We start from the raw sequence: 14,435 nt of genomic DNA on the forward strand, positions 1-14,435 counted from the left end.
GGGAAGATAAATGATAGATACAAAAAAACACCCGTTAAGGTGCTTGCTTGTACTGCTCAAGATTGGTTGCGGAGGCCGGATTTGAACCGACGACCTTCGGGTTATGAGCCCGACGAGCTACCAGGCTGCTCCACCCCGCGTCCGTCTTGATGCTGATATTATCACTACAACATTACTATGGTTAACAACAAGTTGTTAGACAGTAAGTTGGTTGCGGAGGCCGGATTTGAACCGACGACCTTCGGGTTATGAGCCCGACGAGCTACCAGGCTGCTCCACCCCGCGTCCGTATAATACCTGTTTTTTCATCGAATCCAATCTTTTATCTGTAATTATTACCACAGTATTGATTGGTTGCGGAGGCCGGATTTGAACCGACGACCTTCGGGTTATGAGCCCGACGAGCTACCAGGCTGCTCCACCCCGCGTCCGATGGATGCGCACTATACTCCCCGCACACTTTGTTGCAAACTCTTTTTACAGATAATTCATCGAAAGCTATCTTTGTGCTGAATTAGTCCACAAATTGTCTTTTTTTTCGCCATTAACATTTGGCGGGAAATTTTTAGCGCGAGAGATTCCTTTATTAATAGCTGTTTGTTATCGTTCAGCCAGTTTTATTCGGTGTGTTGCACGTCGCGGTGTAGTGATTAGCCAGTCTGCCGCGAAGCAAGCTCCAGAGGGAGCTAGGGCCGCCAACCGCGCTACACGAGAATGGTGACGGGTAGAAAACAGATCAGTCTGAGAGAGCGAATATAATGAAAGAACGTTGGTGTAAATACCTGCTGGGTGGGTTAGTGATTGCGGCACTGGCTGGTTGTTCGTCAAAGCCAACTGATCGTGGGCAACAGTATAAAGATGGTCATCTGAATCACTCGCTAGAGCTAGAGAGCCAGCCTAATGCCAGGGGGGTGCCAGTCAACGGTAATGATTACTCTGAGCAACTGAAAAAGATTCAATCTTCGGCCCCTTCGCTGTTTACCCGTAATAACGCGACCTATCAGGCGGTACAAAACTGGATGGCGGCGGGGGCGGACCCGAAAAAACTGAGTCAATTTGGTTTGAACACCTATCAGATGGGAGGCGTTGATAACTATGGTAACGTGCAGTTCACCGGTTATTACACCCCGGTAGTGCAGGCACGCCGTACCCAGCAAGGTGAGTTTCGTTATCCGTTATATCGTATGCCATCCAATGGTAAACGCCGGTTGCCTGATCGTGCAGCGATCTACTCCGGTGCCCTTGATCCTCGTTATATCATCGCTTACAGCAACTCGCTGATGGATAACTTTATGATGGAGGTTCAGGGCAGCGGTTATGTTGATTTTGGCGACGGTCAACCATTAGTATTCTTTGGTTATTCTGGTAAAAATGGCCATGCTTATCGTAGCATTGGCAAGGTGTTGATTGACCGTGGGGAAGTGGCCAAAGCCGATATGTCGATGCAGGCCATTCGTCAGTGGGCCGATACACACAGTGAAGCGGAAGTACGTCAACTTTTAGAGCAGAACCCATCATTCGTCTTTTTCCACCCCGAGGTGTTTGCGCCGGTGAGAGGCGCTAGTGCTGTTCCCTTGGTGGCCAAAGCCTCTGTCGCTTCTGACCGTTCGTTGATCCCGGCTGGGACAACACTGTTGGCAGAAGTGCCGTTACTGGACAATAAAGGGAAATTCACCGGGAAATATGAAATGCGCTTGATGGTCGCTCTGGATGTCGGTGGCGCTATTAAAGGGCAGCACTTTGATATGTATCAGGGGATTGGCCCAGAGGCGGGGCATTCCGCGGGTTACTATAATCACTATGGTCGCGTATGGGTGTTGAAAGGGGCTGACGGTGGAGCTGCGCAATTCAATGCTTACCAGCCCACCACGGCATCGAGTTCGAACGGTTCCTCGTTAATTACCCGCTGAAGTAGCGGTAGTATTGCTTTTGACCCGCCAGGGCCGGATTTCCCGGCCCTGGCTATTTTGAGATATTAAGGTAATAAAACCCAATGACTACACCCTATTCAGCCGCCTATTTGCAGCGTTTTGGCGGCATAGCCCGTTTATATGGTCAATCTGCCCTTGCCCTGTTTGCACAGGCTCATATCTGTGTAATCGGTATCGGCGGGGTCGGTTCATGGGCAGCAGAAGCGCTGGCAAGAACGGGTATCGGTGCCATTACCTTGATCGATATGGATGATGTTTGTGTCACCAATACCAACCGTCAGATCCACGCTTTGCGTCAGCATGTTGGGCAGTCAAAAACTGAGGTGATGGCGCAGCGCATTCTGGCCATCAATCCGGAATGTCGGGTGACTTGCATAGATGATTTCATTACTCCCGATAATGTGGCGCAACTGTTGAATCATAATTTCAGCTATGTCATTGATGCGATTGATAGTGTGCGACCCAAAGCTGCGTTACTGGCCTATTGCCGCCGTTTCAAAATACCGGTTGTGACCACCGGGGGAGCAGGGGGGCAGATTGATCCAACACGTATCGAAGTCACTGATTTAGCCAAAACCATTCAGGATCCGCTGGCGGCCAAGCTGCGTGAAAGATTGAAAAGTGACTTTAATGTGGTGAAAAACAGTAAAGGGAAGCTGGGGATTGATTGTGTCTTTTCCAGTGAACCGTTGGTTTACCCACAACCAGATGGTTCCGTGTGCCCTTCGCGCAGTAGTGCCACCGGGCCAAAGCGCATGGATTGCAACGCAGGTTTCGGCGCGGCAACCATGGTTACCGCTACCTTTGGTTTTGTTGCCACCTCCCATGCTTTGAAGAAGATGCTGGCAAAAGCGGCGCGTCAGGCACAGTCCGTAGAGATCTAGCCCGTAGAGATCTAGCCCGTAGAGATCCAGTTTGTAGCGATCCAGTTCGTAGAGATCTAGTCCGTAGAAATAGAGTCCGTAGAAATATAGCCCGTAGCGATGGTGTTTACTCTGGCGGCCAAAGCTGCCAGGCCGCTGGCACGAGTGGCACTGAGTTGGTCACGTAGTGACAGCTGGTCAAACAAACTGAGTGGGTCGCAGGCTAATAGCTGTTGTGGCGTTTTACCCTCTACCGTAGTGAGCAAGATTGCCAGTAGACCACGGACAATACGGCCTTCACTGTCACCATAGAAATGCAATGTGCCATCTGCCAGTAATTGGTGCCCTAACCAGACGCGATTTTCACAACCACTTAGTTCAATATCCGCTTGTCGCCGCTCTTCCGCCAGCGGTGGCAGTTGCTTTGCGAGCAGGATCAATTGGCGATAACGATCTTCCCACAGTTTCAAGGTGCTGAATTTTTCTATCAGTGTTTGGGCGGTAATGTCACGACCAAAGGGATGAGCGGTTAGCATGGGCTCTCTCATAGTTGGGTATAGAATTGGCGATCTTATTCTGCCAACAGTGCGACGGCATTGGTCAATGCTTGTATCAGGGCATCAACATCCTGCGGGGTATTGTAAGGCGCAAATGAGGCTCTCAGTGTTCCATTGATACCTAATGCCGCCATCAGCGGCTGGGCACAATGTTGACCTGCACGCACGGCGATACCTTGTTCGGCCAATAAAGTGACGATATCACTGTGGTGGATCCCGCTGATATCAAATGCCAGCAGGCTGGAGCCGGAGCAGCGGAAACTACGGAACCCAGGTAACGCCTGTAGCCGTTGTTCAGCGCTTTGTGCTAAAGCACAACTATATTGTTCAGCGCCAACACGATCCTGCGTATCAAGCCAGTCAAGTGCCGCGCCCAGCCCGAGGACACCCGCAATATTGGGGGTGCCAGCCTCAAAGCAGTGTGGTGGTTTCTGTGGTGAGAAACCAGTGAATGAAGCGTGGGTCAGCATTTTCCCCCCGCCTTGCCAGGGTTTCATTTGTGCCAGCAGGGCGCTTTTGCCATATAACGCACCAATGCCCGTCGGGCCATACAGTTTATGCCCGGAGAAGGCGTAGAAGTCGATATCCAACTGTTGTACATCGGTGGAACCATGCACAATGCCTTGTGCGCCATCGATCATCACCACTGCGTTAACCGCATGAGCCAACTTGATGGCCAAAGCCAGGTCTGGGCAGCCACCCGTCACATTGGACATTTGCCCCAGCGCCAGAATGCGGGTTTTCTCACTAAGCAGTTGGGGTAATTGCGTTAAATCGGGGAGACGATCTTTCCCCAGGGGGAGTTTCACTACCTGAGCACCGGTTTGCTCCGCCACCATCAGCCATGGGATCAAATTAGCATGATGCTCTGCTTCACTGACCAGGATCTGGTCACCGGCTTGCAAACGCGGACGAGCATAACTCTGTGCAACTAGATTGATCGCTTCGGTTGTCCCACGTACCCAGACAATATCGTCTGCGCTAGGGGCATTAACCAGCGTTGCCACTTGTTGACGCACATGTTCAAACCGCAAGGTCAGGTCCTGTGCCGCTCGGTGCTGGCTGCGGTGCACTGTGGCTGCATCTTCACTGTAGAACTGCTGTGTCGTATCAACGACGGCCTGTGGCTTCAGCGCGGTAGCAGCACTGTCGAGGTAAATTCCCGCCTGTTTGATAGCAGGAAATTGGCTGCGGAAAAGGATGGGATCGAAAGGCTTCATAAATGCGTCATCGCGGCTTCACCAAAAAAGGATCCTGACCTATTTTTTCCGTCGAGACAAGTTCTCTGATAGTGCTATTGATGCCAATTGAGGGGTGTTACAGGTAAAAAAAAGCACCGCTAAAGTGGCGGTGCTACATAAATCACTATGGACAGACAGGGTTAATGTACAGAAGTGAAAACAGTAAATAATGACCATATCCGGGATACCGGACAAATTGCAAACACAACATCACCACCACAGAGCCAAAAGTTCATCGGTGTCCTCGACACCCAATTCCTTTCTGTTCCGGCTCGGTAAGTGCAGCTACTATAGGTATTTACTGGCCCCGGCTCAATGGACAATTTATAATGTCTCGGATTAAAAAAACTAATGGCAATGACTGCGTTATACTCCTCATCATTCTGGGGATTATGGCTTGAATGGCAACGGGATAACTATACCTCTTATACTTCAAGTTGCTTGGGTGTTGGCTACCTTCGTTCACCCCAGTCACATAGTTATCTATGCTCCTGGGGATTCTCTTAGTTGCCGCCTACACGCAACTCGAATTCTTTTGGGTATAAGCGCTGCTTTATGCAGCCTGAACCGATTATGCGAACCGATACGGATAACTGTAATATGATAAATATCGCTATGCCCAAGGGATTTCAGGCACGGGGGGCAATGCATGTCTAAGCGCTTGCCCCCTCTTAACGCATTACGGGTTTTTGATGCCGCGGCTCGCCATTTGAGTTTTACCAAGGCGGCAGAAGAGCTGTTTGTGACACAGGCCGCAGTCAGCCATCAGATTAAGTCGCTGGAGGATTTCCTGGGTCTCAAGCTGTTTCGGCGGCGTAACCGCTCGCTATTGCTGACAGAAGAAGGCCAAAGTTACTATCTTGATATTAAAGAAATCTTCTCTGCGATTAATGATGCGACACGTAAACTTCAGGCACGCAGTGCCAAGGGCGCGTTAACCGTCAGTCTACCGCCCAGTTTTGCTATTCAGTGGCTGGTGCCACGGCTTTCTGGTTTTAACTCCGCCTACCCGGGGATTGATGTGCGTATACAGGCGGTTGATCGTGAAGAAGATAAATTGGCCGATGATGTTGATGTGGCGATCTTTTATGGTCGTGGCAACTGGCCGGGAGTGCGAGCAGAGCGTTTGTATGCAGAATATCTGTTACCCGTCTGTTCTCCTGCGCTGTTGATGGGCGAGCACGCACTGAAAGTGCCAGGTGACTTGGCTTACCATACGCTTCTGCACGATACTTCACGTCGCGACTGGTTGGCTTATACCCGCCAATTGGGGTTACTGCAGATTAATGTGCAACAGGGGCCGATTTTCAGTCACAGCGCCATGGTGGTTCAGGCTGCCGTGCATGGTCAAGGTGTTGCGCTGGTCAATAATGTGATGGCACAAACCGAGATTGAGGCGGGGCGTTTGGTTTGTCCGTTTAACGAAGTACTGGTGAGTAAAAACGCTTTTTATCTGGTATGCCATGACAGCCAGGCAGAACTGGGTAAAATAGCCGCTTTTCGCCAATGGATCCTGGCGCGAGCAGCCAGTGAGCAAGAGAAGTTTCGTTTTCGCTATGACTGATATCCTCAGTCTTCGGCTACACCCGACCCCTTTATCAGTCGCGGTGGAGTAACTTTAATTAAGGTGAATAACGTGAGTTATCGTTCTATGCTGATTTTTGCTGCTATCAGCGGTTTTGTCTTCGTTGCGCTGGGGGCCTTTGGCGCCCATGTTTTGAGCGGTAAGCTAGAGGTTAATGAGATGGCCTGGATCCATACCGGGCTTGAGTATCAGGGGTTTCATACCTTAGCGATCCTGGCGTTGGCTGTTGCTATGCAGCGCCAATTCAGCCGATGGTTTGCTTGGAGCGGGGCATTGCTGGCATTGGGGACGGTGCTGTTTAGCGGGAGTTTGTATGCTCTGGCGTTGTCACCGCTGAAAATTTGGGTTTATATCACCCCCGTTGGTGGGATGTGTTTCCTCATTGGTTGGGTATTAATGTTGATTGGCGCTTTGCGTCTGAGAGAAAAGGCCGAGTGCCATGAATAAAATTGCGTTGTATTGTCGCCCCGGCTTTGAAAAAGAGTGTGCGGCAGAAATCACTGATAGAGCTGGGCAATTGGCGGTATTTGGTTTTGCCCGGGTGAAAGAAAATAGCGGTTATGTGCTGTTTGAATGTTATCAGCCGGAGGATGCTGATCGTCTGGCAAGAGAGCTCCCCTTCCGTGAGCTGATCTTTGCCCGCCAGATGCTGGTGGTGGGCGAGTTATTACGTCATTTGCCGCCAGAAGATCGTGTCTCCCCTATTGTTGGCATGTTAATAGGGGTGGTTGAGCGTGCAGGGGAGTTACGAGTAGAGGTGCCGGACACCAACGAAAGTAAAGAGTTGATGAAGTTCTGCCGCAAATTGACCGTACCACTGCGAGCCGCCATGCGTGAGCAGAGGGTGATGATGGCGCGTGAGAACCCAAGCCGCCCGGTGATACATGTGTTTTTTATTGCCCCTGGCTGCTGTTATGTGGGCTATTCCTACAGTAACAACAACTCTCCGTTCTATATGGGGATCCCTCGGCTAAAATTCCCTTCTGATGCACCCAGCCGCTCTACGTTGAAGCTGGAAGAAGCTTTTCATGTTTTTATCCCGGCGGATGAATGGGATGAGCGCTTGGCCAGTGGGATGTATGCCGTCGATTTGGGGGCTTGCCCTGGTGGTTGGACTTATCAATTGGTCAAGCGCAGCATGATGGTCCATGCGGTGGATAATGGGATGATGGCGCAAAGTCTGATGGATAGCGGGCAGGTGACTCATCACCGTGCGGATGGTTTTAGATTTGAACCTACCACCAGCAAAAATTATTGGTTGGTGTGTGATATGGTTGAGAAGCCAGCAAAAGTCACCAACCTGGTGATTCAATGGCTGGTTAATGGTTGGTGTCGAGAAGCGATTTTTAACCTGAAGTTGCCAATGAAGAAACGCTACGAAGTGGTTGCAGATAATTTACGGGCCATCCGTGAAGCCATGGCCGCCGCTGATATCAGCGCCGAAGTCAATGCCAAACAGTTGTACCATGACCGTGAAGAGGTCACCGTTCATATACGCCGTATGTGGTCAGCGGTTCCGGGCCGCCGCGACGAGCGCGATTAATCCACTAGACTCTCCATCATGTCAATTGCCGTGAACCCCACGGTAGTTGACGGATAGATAGGCGCTTAGTGTGTTGGTAAACGCAGTTGCTGTAGGTTGCCTGCCAGTGTCAGGTCGGTACGCAGGGTGGCGGCCTGTTTACTGATATACGCCAGTTCCCGGTGCTGTTGCAGTTTGCTGCGCCATTTTTCTGGTACCTGATCCAGATGTTGGTAGAGGTCATCCAGCCCGGTGATTTGTTGTAACAGCAGCGCGGCGGTTTTGGGCCCGATACCAGCAACCCCCGGGATTTTACTGCTGCTTATTCCTGCCAGCCCCCAATAGTCCGGCAACTGCTGTGGTAACACACCAAATTCCTGCTGTACAAATGGCATATCCAGCCAACGTTTCTGGAAGTAGTCGCGGATTTGCACATTAGGTGCCAGTAGTTGGCAGTAGCCTTTATCGGTAGAGACGATGGTCACCTGATAACCATGTCTGGCGACTTTTGCTGCCAGTGTCGCCGCCAGATCGTCTGCTTCATTGCCAGGGGAGTGCCAACCGGCGACTCCCAGTTGGTTAAATGCTTGATGCAGTAGCGGCATTTCCAGTTTCAGATTATCCGGCATTGGGGAACGCCCCGCTTTGTAATCAGGCAGGATCTGGTGGCGCCAGCTTTGGCTGCGATCATCGGCATCAAACACCGCCACCGCATGAGTGGGCTGACTATGCTGAATCAACTGCTGTAGCGCATGCTGGCAGGTTTCGACACAAGGTGAACCCTGCACCGCATGGATACGGCGGATTAAGTTCAGGGCATCGACAATCAGTAAATGTATCGTCATGGACTCGTCGTCTTTCAGATTGCGGCGTGGTTGCTGCTACGTCGTTATTTATCGCTATCGTGATTCAAGCTGCAGCGGGCTGCAACTTGAATCAACGTGGCGATGATGAGGGTCAGGTTACGATTTCATAACAAGGCACATAAGCACTGCCAGGCAGTTTCATACGATGCTGCGCAACAAAGCCCTGCAACAGGCTGTCCATTTGCTGCATCATTTGCGGTTCACCGTGCAACTTGTAAGGGCCAAATTGCTCAATAGCGTGAATACCATTTTCTTTCACATTACCCGCTACGATGCCTGAGAAGGCACGACGCAGTGCCGCAGCCAGTTGTTCTGCAGGTTGATTAGGATACAGGTTGAGATTAGCCATATTTTCATGGGTTGGCTCGAACGGGCGCTGTAAATCCGGAGCAATGCGAATAGACCAGTTAAAACTGTAGGCATCTCCGCTATTGCGGCGGTTTTCTTTCACCAGCGGCATGGCTTTTTTCATCTGGCGGGCCACTTCTGCCGGATCATCAATGATGATTTGGTAATGGCGGCGGGCTTTATCACCCAAGGTATTGATGATGAATTCATCCAAGACACGGAAGTAATCGGCACTCTCTTTTGGCCCGGTGAGAATCAACGGTAACACTTGATCGCTGTTCTCTGGATTCATCAGAATGCCCAGGAGGTAAAGCAGTTCTTCCGCGGTACCAACACCACCAGGGAAAATCACAATACCGTGCGCGATACGCACAAACGCTTCCAGGCGTTTTTCAATATCGGGCATGATCACCAGTTCATTCACCAACGGATTGGGCGGTTCAGCGGCAATAATGGAAGGCTCGGTCATGCCGATAAAGCGGCTGTTGCGATAGCGTTGCTGCGCATGACCGACAGCAGCCCCTTTCATGGGGGCCTCCATGGCTCCAGGCCCACAACCGGTACAGATATTCAGTTCGCGCAGCCCCAGTTGGCTACCCACTTTGCGGCCATAAAGATATTCATTCTCGTTGATCGAGTGCCCACCCCAACAGACCACCAGGTTCGGGTCTTCATCGAGGTGAAGCGTGCGGGCATTACGTAATATGGAAAATACCAGATTGGTAATATGGATAGAGTCGTCCAGATTCAGATGACGGAAACGCTCCGCATTGACCAGTTGACCGTGTACGAACAGGATGTCACGCAGTACGGCAAACAGGTTGGCTTGTAATGAGCGGATTATCCGCCCATCGACAAAGGCCTCTTCTGGTGGATTGACCAGCTCCAGTTTTACGCCACGTTCGCGGCGTAGCACATTGATATCAAAATTTTTGTAGCGAGCTAACAACTGTTTACTGCTATCGGTCTGGCTACCTGAATTTAACACTGCCAGGGAACAGTTACGGAATAAACGATACAGATCGCTGCTGGCGGTATGCTTGAGCATGTCGACTTCCAACTGCGATAACAAATCCATAGAGCCAAGTGGACTAATGTGTGTAATCAAGGTAACTCCTTTGCGCCGGTTATGGGCGATAGTATTGCGTACCGCAATCATAGCCATTGTTACTCAGGCTGCGGTGAAGGCCCTGCAACTTGAATAAATCTGGAGATAAAGAGCGGGCTTGCTTGCTTCAACCTTACCGTTGTCCCCTGATTTTTACCAATATAAACTGCTTGTTAGCTTAGATATTGCGCATTAACAGGCATTATTGACGGGCCAACCGGGCGCGTGCCGGTTCAAAGGCAACATTGCTGCGCCATGGGTTGATATCCAGGCCCCCTCGTCGGGTATAGCGGGCATAAACACTCAACTGTTCTGGTTGGCAAAAACGCAGTAGGTCGTTAAAGATACGTTCTACACATTGTTCATGAAATTCATTGTGATGTCGGAACGAAACCAGGTAGCGCAACAGCGCCTCGCGGTTGATCTGCGGCCCACGATAGCTGATTTGCACTGAGCCCCAGTCGGGTTGGTTGGTGATCAAACAGTTGGACTTTAACAGATGGCTGACCAGGGTTTCCTCAACCGATGCTGATGTGGTGGCACCTTGCAGATAATTGGCATTGAACTCATAACTGTCGATAAAGATATCCTGCTGATCGAGACATTCACCTGCCAATCGGCCGATTGGAGTGCCTTCGAATTGCTCAACCCGGTATAGCTCAACACTGACATCCCCTTGCGCACAGGCAGCAAGGTCGCGTTGCAAGGTAGCACACACCGTTTGCCAGTCAGGGAACGGGGTTTGGTTAAAGCTATTGAGATAGAGTTTGAAACTTTTGGATTCTATCAAATTGACACTATTGGCATTCAGGCTGATTTCACCCACGGCCACTTGGGGTAATCCCTTGGCATTCAGCCAGGAAAGCTCATAGAGCGTCCAGATATCCGCACCATGAAATGGCAAGCTTTCAGGATATAGCCCTAACGGTTCACGATTCATGCTGCGGGGAACCGCCTGTAACAGTGTCGGATCGTAACGGTCGCAGTAATCAGTGGGTTTACCCAGAGTTAATGCCGACAGAGCCTGATGCATTTTTGAAGAAGACATGAGCTGTCACCTTGATGTTAGAGAGGTACAATGGCGGCCAGTTTATCGTATGTGAGAAAAATTATGGACTATCACCATGAGGTAGCGCACGCATTGGGCGAGTTTACTCAGCGCTATGTTGATTATTGGCAGCAGCAGCGTGGTCATGCACCTGCAAGTGAGGAGCTGTATGGTGTGGCCTCCCCTTGTATTGTCGAAAATCGCGGGGATACCGTATTGTGGCGGCCGCAACCTTTTACCCCAGCAGCCAGTTTGGTTAAGGTCGAACAGGCGCTGGAAATACAATTGTGCCCGGAGATTCATACTTTTTATACTCAACAATATGCGGGTGACATGAGCGCCATGTTGGGGGAACAGGCGCTTACACTGCTCCAAGTGTGGAGTGAGGATGATTTTATCCGCCTACAGGAAAATCTGATTGGCCATTTGGTGACGCAAAAGCGCCTTAAACTATCACCTACTTTATTTTTGGCGACGACAGAATCGGATATGGCCATGGTATCGCTGTGTAATGTCAGTGGTCATGTGGTGCTGGAACAGTTTGGTAGTACAAAACAGACATTACTCGCTGATTCACTCGGTCAGTTCCTGGGTGCTTTACAGCCGACCTTGGGATAGCGCTTGGTTATTATCGCCACAGCGTGTGAGATATATCTTACAAAACCTGTAAGAGATCGCTTTTAATTTTTTTATTCTCATGGCTTTTTTTATGGTTATTTTCATTAAAATCAATTTATTAGGTTTATCTTGAAATGAATGTTGGATAAAGCTCGGTGTAATCCATCCTACATGACCTTGTAGCCGGGAGAGAATTAAGCGATCTTATACGCATCGGACAGGAGTCTGTAGGAATGGAAAACATCAGGATGATGTGACTTCAGGAAGAAGAAAAGGATGCACTCAGGGAGAGTGAAAAGGAACAAGCTTCAGGATGACGCTTAGGATATTTCAGGGTTGAATTTAGGGACACCTCCGGGAAAGAGATTGAGTACCAGCACAGGAATGTTGGTGAGTCAGGAAGACCAAGGAACTTCATCAGGATGATGTCACTTCAGGAAGAAGAATTGGATACACTCAGGGAGAGTGACAAGGACAAGCTTCAGGAAGAGGTTTGGAATATTTCAGGAATGAAATAAGGGACACCTCCAGGAAGGAGAATGAGAGCCAGCACAGGAATGTTGGTGGGTCAGGAAGACTAAGGAACAGCGTCAGGATGATGTTATAGGAATTTAGCAAGGATTGTTTGGTCAGGATGGCCGAAGGAAAAGTTTTCAAGGATCGAGCAGGGAGCATACTTGTAGCGGGATAGCTATAAAACGAACCGGGGGCACTGCATTAGCAGTGCCCCCCTTTTCTTTTGGTGCGCATGGTGACAAGGCTATACCCAAAATAATTCGAGTTGCTTGTAGGCAGCAAGCGATGGAAGCCCCAGGAGCATAGCTAACTATGTGACTGGGGTGACAGAGTGTAGCTAACACCCAAGCATCTTGAAGTATGAAGAGTATATACCCAAGTTCCATCAAGATGCCGTCAGCTTGATTGACTGTGGGTATAAGGTGTTAACCAATGGCGCCTAATGAATCGCCGGAGCCTTGTTTTTTGGGTGATGAGTTCTTTGGTAACAGGAACAGCGTGGCGATAATATCTAATAGGTAAATACTCGCCAGCAGGCTGATAGCAGCAGTAAAGGAAACCTGTGTAACTAACGCGCCAATAACCAATGGCCCAAACCCACCAACACCCCGCCCCAGGTTAAACAGGACATTTTGTGCGGTAGCACGAGCCTGTACCGGATAAGTATCAGAAATTAACGCCCCATAACCGCCAATCATGCCGTTAACAAAGACACCCATCAAGGCACCAGCGAACAGCATTAATGTAGGATCGCTAAGCTGCGCGTAGCAAATGACCATCACTGTTGCGCCGCTCTGATATATCACAAAAATGATCCAGCGCGGGAAACGGTCAGCCAGTATACCGAACAACCAGATACCAAAGGTCATCCCAATAACTGTCACCCCTGTCCAGATACCGGATTTGGTGAGTGAAAAGCCAAAGTTTTTAGACAGATAGGTAGGCATCCAAATCATTAAGCCGTAATAGCCAAAGTTTTGTACTGAACAAAGAATAAAGATCCCCAGACTGGCTTTGCCCGTGGTGCGGTCTTTAAACAGGAGTTGTAAACGTTGAGTGAAGGATAACTGTTGTTCGCTGGGTTGTTGTTGTACGAACGCCTCTGGTTCACCCATGGTGCGGCGGATAAAAAAGGAGACCAGGGCAGGCAGCAAACCCACCAGAAACATGCCACGCCAGCCAATATAGGGTAACAACAACGGGGTAAGGAACGCAGCGGCCAATACACCAAGTTGCCAACCCATACCCACATAGGCAGAGGCACGGTTGCGTTTTTCTGCAGGCCAGGCTTCGGCAATCAATGCCATACCAATACCAAATTCACCGCCGAGCCCTATGCCAGCCAAGGTGCGGTAAGCGAGCAGATCCCAGTAACCGACAGCAATAGCGCAAAGGCCGGTAAACAGCGAAAACATCAAAATGGTGATGGTTAATATACGGATACGGCCAAAACGATCACTGAAATGGCCGAAAATTACACCACCAATCACTGCGCCTATCAGTGTCCAGGTAACCAGAGAACCGGCTTGTGATGAGGTAAGGCCCAGTTCAATGGAAATCACTGGGAGCATAAAGCCGAGTATCAGTAGATCGAAACCATCCATTGCATAACCGGTCACTGAAGCTAACATAGCTTTAGCAGGTGTGGCGTGATTCTTAGTGGGGGAAGTTGCGGGCATTTCTTTTATCATAATAGGTAGTTAGTTAGGTGCGCGTATTGTGCCGTGCCTTGGTGTTGTCCACCAGATAAAATTAGGGCGTCAGCGTTAAAATGCCTTGAGTCGATAATCAGGTCGAAATAACTTGGGATTACAGATGAGTCTACAAAATCAGGTTCGTTGCAGTTTGCAGGAGATTGAACAAGCCATGCGCGAGTTAGCATGGTGGCAGGAGATGCCACCCGCAGCGGAAGCCTTTGCCAGTATCGAACCTTTCTGTGTCGATAGCATGTTGGCTGAGGAGTGGTTGCAGTGGGTTTTGTTACCTAGAATGAACGCATTGCTGGATGCCGATGCGCCTTTGCCAACCCGCTTTGCTATCACGCCTTATTTTGAACAGGCATGGCAGGACAAACAACCAGAGTGTTTGCCACTATTGGTGCTGCTGCAACGGCTGGATAACTTGCTGAATAAAGAGCCTTAGTGATAGGTTTTTGCCCGTCAGCTTCGGCAAATTACAGCCACCATGCTGCCGAATAACCCCATCAATTTCCCAGCAGTTTGATTGACAGCA

Annotated in this window: 13 protein-coding genes and 3 tRNA genes; 7 read left to right on the forward strand and 9 right to left on the reverse strand. The window is 49.9% G+C overall.

The genetic code is table 11. The features are described from left to right. Positions 1–63: 63 nt before the first annotated feature. The 3 genes from IO95_RS08275 to IO95_RS08285 all read right to left on the reverse strand — a co-directional run bounded on the left by IO95_RS08275 (position 64) and on the right by IO95_RS08285 (position 428). Positions 64–140: transfer RNA gene (locus IO95_RS08275), tRNA-Met, on the reverse strand. Between the two features lie 68 nt (positions 141–208). Next, positions 209–285, reverse strand: a tRNA-Met gene (locus tag IO95_RS08280). 66 nt (positions 286–351) lie between these two features. Beyond that, positions 352–428 (reverse strand) — tRNA-Met (locus IO95_RS08285). Between the two features lie 330 nt (positions 429–758). Between IO95_RS08285 and mltA the strand changes: the two genes are divergently transcribed. After that, positions 759–1,910 (forward strand): murein transglycosylase A, encoded by a 1,152-nt coding sequence (gene mltA, locus IO95_RS08290; RefSeq protein WP_023489604.1) that lies wholly within the window; start codon positions 759–761, stop codon positions 1,908–1,910. A gap of 83 nt (positions 1,911–1,993) precedes the next feature. After that, positions 1,994–2,815, forward strand: coding sequence for a tRNA cyclic N6-threonylcarbamoyladenosine(37) synthase TcdA (gene tcdA, locus IO95_RS08295; protein ID WP_023489603.1), 822 nt, complete (start codon positions 1,994–1,996; stop codon positions 2,813–2,815). A 56-nt stretch (positions 2,816–2,871) separates the two neighbouring features. Here tcdA and csdE read toward each other — a convergent pair whose 3' ends face one another. Both csdE and csdA read right to left on the reverse strand, forming a co-directional pair. Next, positions 2,872–3,330, reverse strand: a complete 459-nt coding sequence (csdE, locus tag IO95_RS08300) for a cysteine desulfurase sulfur acceptor subunit CsdE (protein WP_023489602.1) — start codon at positions 3,328–3,330, stop codon at positions 2,872–2,874. 35 nt (positions 3,331–3,365) lie between these two features. Then, positions 3,366–4,571, reverse strand: coding sequence for a cysteine desulfurase CsdA (gene csdA, locus IO95_RS08305; RefSeq protein WP_023489601.1), 1,206 nt, complete (start codon positions 4,569–4,571; stop codon positions 3,366–3,368). Between the two features lie 670 nt (positions 4,572–5,241). Here csdA and IO95_RS08310 point away from each other — a divergent pair. The 3 genes from IO95_RS08310 to rlmM all read left to right on the forward strand — a co-directional run bounded on the left by IO95_RS08310 (position 5,242) and on the right by rlmM (position 7,720). Further along, positions 5,242–6,156: a transcriptional regulator GcvA gene (locus IO95_RS08310; protein WP_023489600.1), complete on the forward strand. Its 915-nt coding sequence runs from the start codon at positions 5,242–5,244 to the stop codon at positions 6,154–6,156. A 72-nt stretch (positions 6,157–6,228) separates the two neighbouring features. Further along, entirely contained in the window at positions 6,229–6,624 is a 396-nt protein-coding gene (locus IO95_RS08315; protein WP_152554914.1) for a DUF423 domain-containing protein, read from the forward strand. After that, complete coding sequence (rlmM, locus tag IO95_RS08320) at positions 6,617–7,720, forward strand: 23S rRNA (cytidine(2498)-2'-O)-methyltransferase RlmM (protein WP_023489598.1); 1,104 nt, start codon at positions 6,617–6,619, stop codon at positions 7,718–7,720. The genes IO95_RS08315 and rlmM overlap by 8 nt, the downstream gene beginning before the upstream one ends. 65 nt (positions 7,721–7,785) lie before the next feature. Here the strand turns inward: rlmM and xni are convergent, their stop codons facing one another. The 3 genes from xni to queF form a co-directional block, all read right to left on the reverse strand. Then, positions 7,786–8,544 (reverse strand): flap endonuclease Xni, encoded by a 759-nt coding sequence (xni, locus tag IO95_RS08325; protein ID WP_023489597.1) that lies wholly within the window; start codon positions 8,542–8,544, stop codon positions 7,786–7,788. Between the two features lie 112 nt (positions 8,545–8,656). Then, positions 8,657–10,021, reverse strand: a complete 1,365-nt coding sequence (ppnN, locus tag IO95_RS08330) for a nucleotide 5'-monophosphate nucleosidase PpnN (RefSeq protein WP_037384957.1) — start codon at positions 10,019–10,021, stop codon at positions 8,657–8,659. A gap of 202 nt (positions 10,022–10,223) precedes the next feature. After that, positions 10,224–11,069 (reverse strand): NADPH-dependent 7-cyano-7-deazaguanine reductase QueF, encoded by an 846-nt coding sequence (gene queF / locus IO95_RS08335; RefSeq protein ID WP_023489595.1) that lies wholly within the window; start codon positions 11,067–11,069, stop codon positions 10,224–10,226. 63 nt (positions 11,070–11,132) lie between these two features. Here queF and syd point away from each other — a divergent pair, with 63 nt between their 5' ends. After that, positions 11,133–11,687 carry a SecY-interacting protein gene (gene syd, locus IO95_RS08340; RefSeq protein WP_037384960.1) on the forward strand — a complete coding sequence of 185 codons (555 nt, stop codon included), beginning with the start codon at positions 11,133–11,135 and terminating at the stop codon, positions 11,685–11,687. Between the two features lie 941 nt (positions 11,688–12,628). Here the strand turns inward: syd and IO95_RS08345 are convergent. Then, the gene (locus IO95_RS08345) at positions 12,629–13,882 is read right to left on the reverse strand and encodes an MFS transporter (RefSeq protein ID WP_037384963.1); all 1,254 of its coding nucleotides are present in this window, start codon (positions 13,880–13,882) and stop codon (positions 12,629–12,631) included. Between the two features lie 136 nt (positions 13,883–14,018). Here IO95_RS08345 and IO95_RS08350 point away from each other — a divergent pair, with 136 nt between their 5' ends. Beyond that, entirely contained in the window at positions 14,019–14,345 is a 327-nt protein-coding gene (locus IO95_RS08350) for a YqcC family protein (protein ID WP_023491883.1), read from the forward strand. Positions 14,346–14,435 lie beyond the last annotated feature (90 nt).

The sequence above is a fragment of the Serratia sp. DD3 genome, assembly GCF_000496755.2.